Raw genomic sequence first — 9,987 nt, 5'->3', positions numbered from 1 at the left:
CAATACCAGCGCACAGCCCAAAGAATGATTTCGCCCTGAAAATGCCGACCATGGAAAGGATTCATATACTGCACCTTTAGCTAAAACAGTCTTCAGCTTACCATTCGTGGTTATTTGCAACAGTGCCGCATCATTTGCACAGTTTGAACGTCAGATCATTAAGCAAAGACAAGCTGAGGGCATTGCCAAAGCTAAAGAGAGAGGTGAATACATGGGACGCAAGAAAACAATTGATGATTCTAAAATCATTGAAGCAATGAAAAAAGATGGCGCGTCATTTAGAAAAGTTGCTAAAGAATTGGGTGTGTCATTGTCCACAGTTCAAAGAGCCATGAAGAAAAATAGCCAAATCGGTTGACGTGGGCGTTGCTACTGTTTACCGCGTTTTAAAGCAGTAAGGGGCATAGAGCCCCTCTAGTATTTTATCAATTACATACTCTATCGTAGACCGCGTTTCCTATACTTCCTGGTATTACATCAAACATTGATGATAAATAAGAAGTGATCAATATATTTTTAACTGTTCCATTTTTTTGTTTTACGTAATTAGTAGATGATTTAACACCCAAAGCATCATTCCCACAATCAAAGTACATCAGACTTAAATTATAATCGCCAACTGCGAGACCATCTTGAACTTTATCCTCAACTACAACTGATTTAATCCAAGCTTTATGAGTTGCTCTAGGGTAGGATTGGTTGATTGATGAAATGCTATCAGTTTTAATTTCGTAATACATCCCCTCGTTATCCTTAGTAATTACTTCCCAATTAGATTCAGAAAAAGAGTTTGTAGAAATTAGCCCACAAATACTAAGTATTAATACATTTTTAAAATTCATATTAAAAAACCATAAAAAGTTAAGAATAATGCCGTTCGGGTTTTAGGGGTAATCCCTAGCAAGTCCCTGAATGTATATACAGGTAGGCTTGCTTATTACTTCAGAAACGCTTTAAGACCGCGACCAAAACGCCCAATCAAAGACGTGTCATTTTGCACTGTTGCATCATATTGCTACTGTGTACCGAGTATTAAATACTGCAAGTTCGTAAAAAAGGCCATATTTTGAGGGTGTAAATAATTCTGTGTAAATACAGTTTTATTTACAGTCTCTAAAGCTCCCTTTTTTACTAACTTTTTTAAATTGTTAAGCGTAAATTCAGTGCTTTTACGACTTTAATAACAGTATCAAAGCTTGGATTTACATCGCCAGAAAGTGCTTTATAAAGACTTTCTCGGCCTAAACCAGTGTCTCTTGATAATTGAGCCATTCCTTTAGCTTTTGCAATATTACCTAAAGCTTTTGCAATGAATGCAGCATCACCATTAGATTCATCGATACAGGCTTGTAGGTAAGCTTGCATATCTTCTTCTGTTTTAAGATGTTCAGCACTGTCCCATTTACGAAGTTTGATAGCCATTTACAGCTCCTCCTCTAAATCTTGTGCTAATTGTCGGGCAAGTTTTATATCTTTACTTTGCGTAGACTTATCTCCGCCTGCTAAAAGAATAACAACCCTTTGCCCTTGCTTACAGTAATAGATCCTGTAGCCAGGTCCAAAGAAGAAACGTAATTCAGAGACACCTTCACCGACTGGTTCAGTGTCTCCAAAGTTTCCATCTTCAACCCGATCAATTCGGACTTGTATACGTCTTTTTGCCTGCTGATCTTTTAACTTGGTAAACCAGTCATCAAAGACTTGAGTGGTATATATTGAGTACATAAGAATAATGTATCCTATGGGATACATTTGTGCAAGAAATAAACTTCAATATATAGGGCTACAACAGATTTTCGTATAACACCCATTATATTAAATAACAAAAATGCATTTCAAAATTTAGATACTTTTAGTATCTCTGAAGTCACTCCGCATAAAATGCTTCTTTACTAATAGGATGTTCACCAATTTTTTTAAATTTGGTATTTTGCAAAATGTAGTAATAGACCATATACCCCAATGTTTCATAATCATCATTAACTATTTCTTTTTTAGTAATTAGAAGTCTACTGTCAGGTGTGGCTACTGCAACATTTTCACCCAGTTCACCTCCAAAAGTCTTCTCTAATATCTTACCAGTGCGTTTATTGATGAAAGAGTAGATTGCACAATTGGTACCACATCCCCACACAGTAATAATATATTCACCAGCAAAGTTTGGACTTTCTTTAAGAGCTTCTGTAAAACGCGTTTTATAGTGTCTTGCATAACTATCTGATAAAGATAAAGGAGCAGCTTTACCTTTATAAACAGGAACCTTGTAATTTGAAAATTTAGGATGCTCAAAAGGATTAGCACTTACAAATGAGCTAAACATGAATAAAAAAATTATAGAAATAATTTTTTTCATAAAATTTCCTATAAAATTATGATTTATCAATAAATTTTACATCTATTTTGTTCATAAAACTACTTATCCTTTAGATTGGTTCAATAAAAAGTCTCCGACAAACTCGGTACGGTTCAGTGATAGAGCAAGATGAACCCCTGCTATTCCATATAACAGCAGCAGTTCTAGAATTGAATATGCATGACCGTTAGTTAATTTAGAACTTCTAAACGGCAGTCATCAACAGATGGATTTTCAAAACCTTTCATACAATAGAAGGTGTCACCATTTTCATTAGTAACAGGAACAGTGTATTGAAGATTCTGTAACTTAGTTAATTCACTTTCTTCACTTTTAGTTAGTTTGACTTCGACATGAGCTGTACGATATTGAGTAGTAGATCTTAATTTAGCCTGCTCTCTTTCAATTCTAAGTTGTTCTTGTAGCTCTGCAATTTGTTGTTGTTGCTGTTCAGCAATTTGTTGTTGTTGCTGTTTTCTTCTCTCAGCAGCCTCAGCAACTCTAACTAATCCATTCCCTAGTTGCTGAATACCTTGTTGCATTTGTTGGCTACCACTTGCATACAACTGATTTGCTGCAGAAAAATCTGGTGGCGGAACATACTGTAGATAAGGACTAGCGAAAACAGAAGTTACTGAACAACAAGCTAATAAAAAAGTGAGGACAAGCTTAGACATAATAATCTTTATTAATAAGTAGTCATAATAATTATAGGGTTATAAAAATAAATGTACAGAGGGCTTTGTTGCATAAATATTTTGCAAGACAATGATTTTTAAGGTTTTTATAAAATTTCAATAAAAAGTAAATATATAAAATCATAGTGCTAGGTATTTGTGCAAAAAAGCTAAAAAAGAATGGTAATAGTTGTAGAGAGATTGCTACATTATTAAATGTATCAAAATCAACAATAGCTAATTGGCTTAAATGGAGTAGATTCAATGAATAAAATGTTATTAGGTGGATTTTCATTAATTGCAACAATGGAGGTAGCAGCTCTTGAATGGCAAAATGTTCCGCCAATTCAAGGCCCTAACTTTGGTTATTCTAACTCTACCAATTCATATCAACAGCAACAGCAACAGCAACAGCAACAGCAACAGCAACAGCAACAGCAACAGCAACAACAATATCAAAGTAGTCGAAATAATAATTATCAATATGATTTAAATAATGATTCAGATAGGCTTCGTTATAGTATTGATACAGAAGCACAAATGAGAGATAGAACTAATTACAACCCTAGTGTTCAAATGGATAGAAATAATGGGGAATATGGAGGTGGTTATTATAACGGCTATTAAGTAATAGACTTCTTGCGTTAGTCAAAATTTAAGCAGCCTAAAGCTACATTTAATAAGATTTTAGCCAATTCAAAAATTAGGTAAAACGATACTTTCGCAAGAGGTCTACTGTATTAATTTAAATTAGTAGCTAAAATTGCTTTAAAATTTAAACTTATAAGGTATTAAAGTGCAAGGTCCTTTTTCTAAAATATTTCTACTAAATATTCTCATAATGGTTGGTAGTGTTGCGTATGCCATTGAAGTTAAGCCATTCAAATTTATAAAAAATAATGAAGGTTATCCAGAAAATATTGGTTTATATAAAATAAAAAATAAATATAGTGAGTTATATGTAAAGCAGTATCCATTTTCTATTGAGAACAGTAATAGAAATGCTGGTTTTATTAGTGAGATCAATCCACAATGTGAAATCTTAAAAAAGATATATAAGCAACAGCAGAATACTTATGTTGTAACAAGTACATGTGGCGCATGGTTTGGTATGAGTAGCCCAGAAAGCCATTATTTTATATATGAGTTTAACGATCTAGCAAAATTAATTAAATCTGAAACTATTGAATTCAAAGAGTCATTAGATATTACTATTTCAGAGCTTAATTCAGGTATAAAAATAACATCAAGCCAAAGTCCTAAAACTGGGAAAAAATATGATTATGAATACAAAAATGGGAGCTTATATGACTTCTCAACATCTATGAATAGAAATTTAGTTTCAAAAGAAAATGATAGAATCTGTAAGGGATTCTATGATCAAGTTTATACTCAATTTAAGTATTCTTATGTACCTGGTATGACTAATCTTTTTGAAATTTTATCTAGACATGCTTATTCATGGGTTCCAAACAAAATAAAATCTAGTGAAGAATTATCAGATAAATTAGCCAATGATTTAAAAGGGAAAGATCTAACACAACGTAGAAATGTTCCTTATTCAAGATTTAAACAAGACTATTGTTCTTAACTAAACTTAAGTATTCCCCAAAATTAACATAATACACCTTATGCGAAATGCCCCATCTGGGGCATTTCTAGCACTCATTTAACATAAAATCTCTTATACGGAAGACTTCTGTTAGCTCCCATTTTTACTATATTTTTTAAAGTTTTAGGCGTGTTGTACTGTGAGTTTTAAGCCTAAAGCATTCACTACACGATTATACGAGCATCCATTAATTTCATATAACAGCCATTATATTAAATGGGGTGATAATTTTAATAATTTTAAAATTATTAAATTTTTCAGAAATCTTTAATATAACCCGGATCCTGCTTAAGCCGATGATTCCTTAATTTGAATTGTTGGCTTATTTTGATGGGTTAATTGATATGCACATAGTGAGGCGTAAATTCCACTCAGAAATCCATGAAGACTACGTGCTTTACTCGTCACTAAATTGTATTGCCCCTTCAATAAACTGAATAATGTTTCTATCTTATTGCGTTGTCTTAGGTGATATTCATCTGATGCACAGAGTTGAATAGCCTGCATATTCTTTCGATGATAAGTAATTAAATCAATACCTTGATCTTTCAATCTGATTTTTAATTCTTGGCTGATGTAGCCTCGATCCCCGTAAAGTTTTGCTTCTATACCAGCAACCAATTGCTCAACCATTTTTATGTCAGCAACATGTCCATTCGATAAAGCAGAACAGGCAATTTCACCAAATTGATTCATCGCAATATGTAATTTACAGCCATAAAACCAGCCCATTGAGCTTCTACCACGTGATGCAATTTGGACTAATGATTTATGACGCTGAATACGTTGATTTTTACAAACTGGCAGAGTTGTTGAATCAATCCATAAATATTGTGTAGCTTGGTCTTTCATCAGCGCCACATGTAAAGCGTGTAGGGCCAATTGGTGCATATTGATCAGATGAATCATCCTTTGATAGCAAGGCAAGTACTTAAATAAATGGCTTTTATCTTCTTTTAACCAGGTGAAAAAGGCTTTGAAATTATTGAAATGAGAGCATTTGTACCAAATGGCAATAAAGCAGATTTCTGAAATTGTGAGTTGAGCAGTTCTGATTCTTAAGGAACCACAGTTTTGTTTGAGAAACTCCCAATAAGTTGATTCAAATTTAAGAAAAAAATCATCAATTACGCAGAATAATTCGGTACTATTGAACATCAGGACTAGAGTTGTGAGTTTGGTGTGGTAACTCAACTGATAGCTCTAGTCCTCTTATTTTTCAAGTCAATTTCTTATCCGCGATTCGGGTTAATATAGTTAAGTTTTGGAGAGGGAGTTTATAAATTTGTAGCTTTTTCGGGAATTATATAGTATTGATAAATATAATTTTTTATTTTTAAGTTGTGAATATATGAAATCTATACCCACTGTATTTCTTTTAGTTATGACTTTGCCCTTAATTGGTTGTATGGAAAGAACTAGAGAGTTAGAAAGTGAATTAAAGTATAGACAAGCAGATATCCAACAGTTGAGTGAGGAAATTGAATTACTAAAGGCAGATATAGTTGAGAAAGAGCAGAAAATTCAATTTTTAGAAGATTCTAAAAAAACCGAAGATCATATGTTTATCGTGATGAGTGAATCAAATTTAATTGATTATAAATCAATGATATACTTAAAAAATCCTAAAAGACTCAATTTTACCTTACACATTATTCATAATGATGGAAATAAAACTTTTATGAATCATACGGTTAATTGTGAAAATATGACTTATTATATAAACAATATTACTAGCACGACTAGTATTAATATCAATAGATCAAATTTACCTTCAAAAGATAATCCAACAGATGTTGTTAAAGGTAGTGCACCTGAATTTATGGGCAATATGTACTGCGACTTCTAGTTTAACTAAGTTTATTAAAATAATACACGTTATACGAATTCCCAAGGCATGGCTTTTAGTTATGCTTTTTTTATCAAAAGACTATACCTAAGGAATAATAGATTAAATGATAAATCAATCTATCATTAGACTTGTAAAGAATATTAAATGATATTATTATCATAATACTTAACAATATAAAGCTAAATGATAAAATGACCATTCATATATACGTAAGAGCTAGCACAAAAGACCAAGATGCAGAGAGAGCATTAGACAGCCTTAAAGAGTTTGCTAGTTCTATTCAGGATGATGTTAAAGAATATGTAGAGAATGAATCAGGTACAAAGTTAGATAGACCTGTATTAAATGATTTACTTGATAAGGCAAAGAATGGAGATACCTTATTAGTTGAGAGCGTAGATCGCTTATCACGTTTAAAACAAGATGAGTTTGAAGTATTGAAAGGACGTATAAAAGAGAAAGGATTAAAGCTAGTTGTAGCTGATTTACCAACTACTCATGTACTGCTAAATACAAACGATACTATTACAAGCTCTATCCTGAATCTCGTTAATAACTTGTTAATTGATCTACTAGCTACTATGGCTAGATTAGACAATGAGAAGCGTATAGAACGTATTAAACAAGGCTTAGAGCGTTCAGGTTACAAGCCTACAGGTAAAACAGCAGATGGGAAAAAACACCAACGAATAAAAGAGCTAGCAAGTACAGGTACAATGACGAAAGAAGAAATTGCTAAGGCTGTTGGTGTTGGTGTTGCTACTGTGTATCGAGTTTTAAGGAATAAATAATTTTTTAATTAGGTGTCATATTGACACCGTGCTTTTATATTTGTTCGCATTTAGCTAAATTATTTCCCAAGGACATATCTAATACTTGTCTATTATTTTTTAAGAGATAAGCTACACCTATAACTCTGAAGTTATTTTCATCAACAGGGAATACCATAAACTCAACAGCATCAGAAAAAACATAATTTTTATTGAAATAAAGATTGGTTTTGTTTCCATGTTCACCATGTTTTTTTGTTGCTATTACTGCACCATTGTAGGTATTTCCCCGCATATCTGTAAATTTTGCTTTTTTAGTTTGTTGATCCCAAACTAAAGTTTTAGCACTTATTAGATTAAGTTCATCTTGATTTAAGATACATATTGTTGAATTTGCATAAAGATTAATTGGTAAAAATCCTAATAAGAGAACTGATATTTTGTGTAGTAAGTTCATACATTGACCTTAAAGTAGTTAAGATATTTTGAAATATTGATTAATCATTATTTATAACAATGATGTGGTTCCGTTAATTAGACCACTCAATCTAGTTTTATAAGTGATAAATCCGCTCTAAATATTTAAATTATGCTGCCATTACTTTTGGTAAATGTCGATCATAAAATTCATTTGGTGTTGCCTTATTCAAGCTTGAATGAGGACGTATCGTGTTATAAAAATCCAAATATTCAGCAATTGATTGTTTTGCTTGTTTAACCGTATCGTAAGCCTTCAAATAGACTTCCTCATGCTTCACACTGCGCCATAAACGCTCAATCATCACATTATCCATCCACCGTCCTTTTCCGTCCATACTGATACGGATATTTATCAATTTTAACTCATTCAAAAATGCCTCGCTTGTGAATTGACTGCCTTGGTCTGTATTGAACACCTCAGGACAACCATATTTCACAATTGCTTCTTGCAACGCATCTATGCAAAAGTCTGTTTCCATACTGATCGATACACTATGAGCCAGTACTTTACGACTATGCCAATCTATAATCGCACACAGATAGACAAAGCCTTTAGCCATAGGAATGTACGTGATATCTGTACACCAGACTTGATTAGAGTGATCTATAACCATGTTTTTCAAAAGATATGGAAAAATACGGTGTGCAAGATTAGGCTTACTGGTATTGGGCTTTGGATACAAGGCATGTATTCTCATCAAGCGCATTAAACGTCGGACTTTACGCCGACCTATTTGATGTCCTTGACGCTGTAGCATGTCTCGTATCATTCGACTGCCCATAAATGGGTAGTCGATGTGAATTTCATCAATCAGACGCATTAAACTCAAATCAGTTGATGAAATCTCTTTGGGCTTGTAATACAACGTGCTGCGATTGATTTGAATCAATTGCGATTGTTGTCGTACCGAAAGTTGATGGGTCTTATCGATCATTTTTTGCCGCTCAGTTGCCCTGTTTTTCTGAGTGCACCTTCTAAAAAATCAATTTGCAATGCCTGATGTCCTATCTTGGCATGTAAAGCTTTAAGATCAATCTCTGGTTCTTGTTGTGCTGTTGGTCGTGAAAAAATCTTGATCGATTGCTCAAGCAGTTGATTTTTCCAATCAATGATTTGATTTTGATGTAAATCGAATTGAGTAGAAAGCTCAGCGAGTGTGTGGTCGCCTTTAATTGCTGCGAGAGCAACTTTAGCTTTGAAATCTGCTGAGTGATTACGACGTTTTCTTCGTGTCATGGTTGACTCCAGAAACAAGCATTTCCCATGCTTATTGGGGAGTAGATTATCACTTATAGACGTGGTCTAAAATCATAGATCCACATCAATGTCATATCTATTTGTAGTGGGAAAAGGCATTCTTAAAGATTAGAAGAAGGTATTAATAATGAGAAAGCATTTGATTTTCCTGGTTTTTATTTTAGCTCTAGTTGTTAAGATCAATAATGATCATAAAAAAGGGCAAGTATTAAATTAAAAGACCGGCCTATTTTCAAGCCGGTCTTTTATATCGTCGAGCATCATGACTTTATCATAGATATATGAATATTAAGATAAATAAAAAGCCCTATAGTCTCTCCCGTTACTATAAGGCTTATAAATCTCTGCAACTTTTTTCTTAACTACCTACTTTTCCGATGTAGGTTGTGAATATATTTTACCTATTGGTAAAATACAAAGCTATAAGACAAAAGATTAATATGCTAGGATGTTATTCACCAATTAAAATGTCTATGCGATAAACCATTTAAAATGTCCTGTTTTTAACCACAAGAGTCAAGCACAGGATTTAAATTTCTTTGTTCAATAACAGCTTTCTGAGCTTTACGGCTCGGCATACTTTTCTTGGCACGGGAACGTTTATTCTGTTTCTCCAATTCTTCATGTTGTTGCTGGATATGCGCCAGGACTGAACCTAACCGTTTATTCTCAACAATCTCATTTTGCTGCAGCCCAGCCAATTTATTGAAGATGCTGTAGTTGAGCTTTCGTCCTTCATGCATGAGGGCCACAGTGCCATCCGGATACTCCAGAAATGAAACGTATTGCCCAGCAAGCTTATGATTCAGCTCTGTCGGTTCAAGCAGATAAATACATTTGTCATAGGTAATCGTCAGGTTCTTGGTGACCTTACGCGGTTCCTGCCAGGTAAAAATATCATCCAGTTCAAGATCAGATTCGGTTAATGGTCGATGCAGGTTCTTTGAGTTTCGCGCACATTTGGCGAACTTCTGATTGAACTGCT

General features: G+C 33.6%; 14 protein-coding genes and 1 pseudogene. 6 read left to right on the top strand and 9 right to left on the bottom strand.

Annotated features, from left to right (window positions below; translation table 11 throughout):
* Positions 1-106: 106 nt before the first annotated feature.
* Positions 107-358, top strand: coding sequence for a helix-turn-helix domain-containing protein (locus FTU45_RS15665; RefSeq protein WP_180076628.1), 252 nt, complete (start codon positions 107-109; stop codon positions 356-358).
* A 67-nt stretch (positions 359-425) separates the two neighbouring features.
* On the opposite strand, the gene FTU45_RS14355 is transcribed toward FTU45_RS15665, so the two are convergent.
* The 5 genes from FTU45_RS14355 to FTU45_RS14335 all read right to left on the bottom strand — a co-directional run bounded on the left by FTU45_RS14355 (position 426) and on the right by FTU45_RS14335 (position 3,030).
* Positions 426-842: a surface-adhesin E family protein gene (locus tag FTU45_RS14355; RefSeq protein WP_180076627.1), complete on the bottom strand. Its 417-nt coding sequence runs from the start codon at positions 840-842 to the stop codon at positions 426-428.
* Positions 843-1,140: 298 nt separating this feature from the next.
* Positions 1,141-1,422: an addiction module antidote protein gene (locus FTU45_RS14350; protein WP_006582667.1), complete on the bottom strand. Its 282-nt coding sequence runs from the start codon at positions 1,420-1,422 to the stop codon at positions 1,141-1,143.
* Positions 1,423-1,725 (bottom strand): type II toxin-antitoxin system RelE/ParE family toxin, encoded by a 303-nt coding sequence (locus FTU45_RS14345; RefSeq protein WP_151834164.1) that lies wholly within the window; start codon positions 1,723-1,725, stop codon positions 1,423-1,425.
* 142 nt (positions 1,726-1,867) lie between these two features.
* Positions 1,868-2,353 carry a hypothetical protein gene (locus tag FTU45_RS14340; protein ID WP_257224070.1) on the bottom strand — a complete coding sequence of 162 codons (486 nt, stop codon included), beginning with the start codon at positions 2,351-2,353 and terminating at the stop codon, positions 1,868-1,870.
* Positions 2,354-2,544: 191 nt separating this feature from the next.
* Positions 2,545-3,030, bottom strand: a complete 486-nt coding sequence (locus FTU45_RS14335) for a hypothetical protein (protein ID WP_151834168.1) — start codon at positions 3,028-3,030, stop codon at positions 2,545-2,547.
* Between the two features lie 146 nt (positions 3,031-3,176).
* Here FTU45_RS14335 and FTU45_RS15660 point away from each other — a divergent pair, with 146 nt between their 5' ends.
* The 3 genes from FTU45_RS15660 (at position 3,177) to FTU45_RS14320 (ending at position 4,621) form a co-directional block, all read left to right on the top strand.
* Entirely contained in the window at positions 3,177-3,302 is a 126-nt protein-coding gene (locus FTU45_RS15660; protein WP_180076626.1) for a helix-turn-helix domain-containing protein, read from the top strand.
* Positions 3,295-3,657: a hypothetical protein gene (locus tag FTU45_RS14325; RefSeq protein ID WP_180076625.1), complete on the top strand. Its 363-nt coding sequence runs from the start codon at positions 3,295-3,297 to the stop codon at positions 3,655-3,657. Before FTU45_RS15660 ends, FTU45_RS14325 begins: the two co-directional genes overlap by 8 nt.
* A 169-nt stretch (positions 3,658-3,826) precedes the next feature.
* Positions 3,827-4,621 carry a hypothetical protein gene (locus tag FTU45_RS14320; protein ID WP_180076624.1) on the top strand — a complete coding sequence of 265 codons (795 nt, stop codon included), beginning with the start codon at positions 3,827-3,829 and terminating at the stop codon, positions 4,619-4,621.
* A gap of 309 nt (positions 4,622-4,930) precedes the next feature.
* On the opposite strand, the gene FTU45_RS14315 is transcribed toward FTU45_RS14320, so the two are convergent.
* Complete coding sequence (locus FTU45_RS14315; protein WP_016653396.1) at positions 4,931-5,800, bottom strand: IS982-like element ISAcsp2 family transposase; 870 nt, start codon at positions 5,798-5,800, stop codon at positions 4,931-4,933.
* 193 nt (positions 5,801-5,993) lie between these two features.
* Between FTU45_RS14315 and FTU45_RS14310 the strand changes: the two genes are divergently transcribed.
* Together FTU45_RS14310 and FTU45_RS14305 are read left to right on the top strand one after the other, a co-directional pair.
* Positions 5,994-6,491: a hypothetical protein gene (locus FTU45_RS14310; protein ID WP_180076623.1), complete on the top strand. Its 498-nt coding sequence runs from the start codon at positions 5,994-5,996 to the stop codon at positions 6,489-6,491.
* 194 nt (positions 6,492-6,685) lie between these two features.
* Positions 6,686-7,285, top strand: coding sequence for a recombinase family protein (locus FTU45_RS14305; RefSeq protein ID WP_180076622.1), 600 nt, complete (start codon positions 6,686-6,688; stop codon positions 7,283-7,285).
* Positions 7,286-7,319: 34 nt separating this feature from the next.
* Here the strand turns inward: FTU45_RS14305 and FTU45_RS14300 are convergent, their stop codons facing one another.
* The 3 genes and pseudogenes from FTU45_RS14300 to FTU45_RS14290 form a co-directional block, all read right to left on the bottom strand.
* Complete coding sequence (locus FTU45_RS14300) at positions 7,320-7,721, bottom strand: hypothetical protein (protein WP_180076621.1); 402 nt, start codon at positions 7,719-7,721, stop codon at positions 7,320-7,322.
* Between the two features lie 130 nt (positions 7,722-7,851).
* Positions 7,852-8,981, bottom strand: a protein-coding gene (locus FTU45_RS14295; protein WP_180076620.1) for an IS3 family transposase whose coding sequence is annotated in 2 segments (ribosomal slippage) — positions 7,852-8,729 and positions 8,729-8,981 — 1,131 coding nt in all. Because the reading frame shifts where the segments join, the coding sequence is not laid out codon by codon here.
* 524 nt (positions 8,982-9,505) lie between these two features.
* A pseudogene (locus FTU45_RS14290) lies at positions 9,506-9,987 on the bottom strand (ISNCY family transposase); the annotation flags it as partial.

Origin of the sequence: Acinetobacter sp. YH12106, from assembly GCF_013418995.1 — a bacterium.
In the GTDB taxonomy this organism is placed as follows: domain Bacteria; phylum Pseudomonadota; class Gammaproteobacteria; order Pseudomonadales; family Moraxellaceae; genus Acinetobacter; species Acinetobacter pseudolwoffii.
This window is presented reverse-complemented; position numbering and strand designations above follow the sequence as displayed.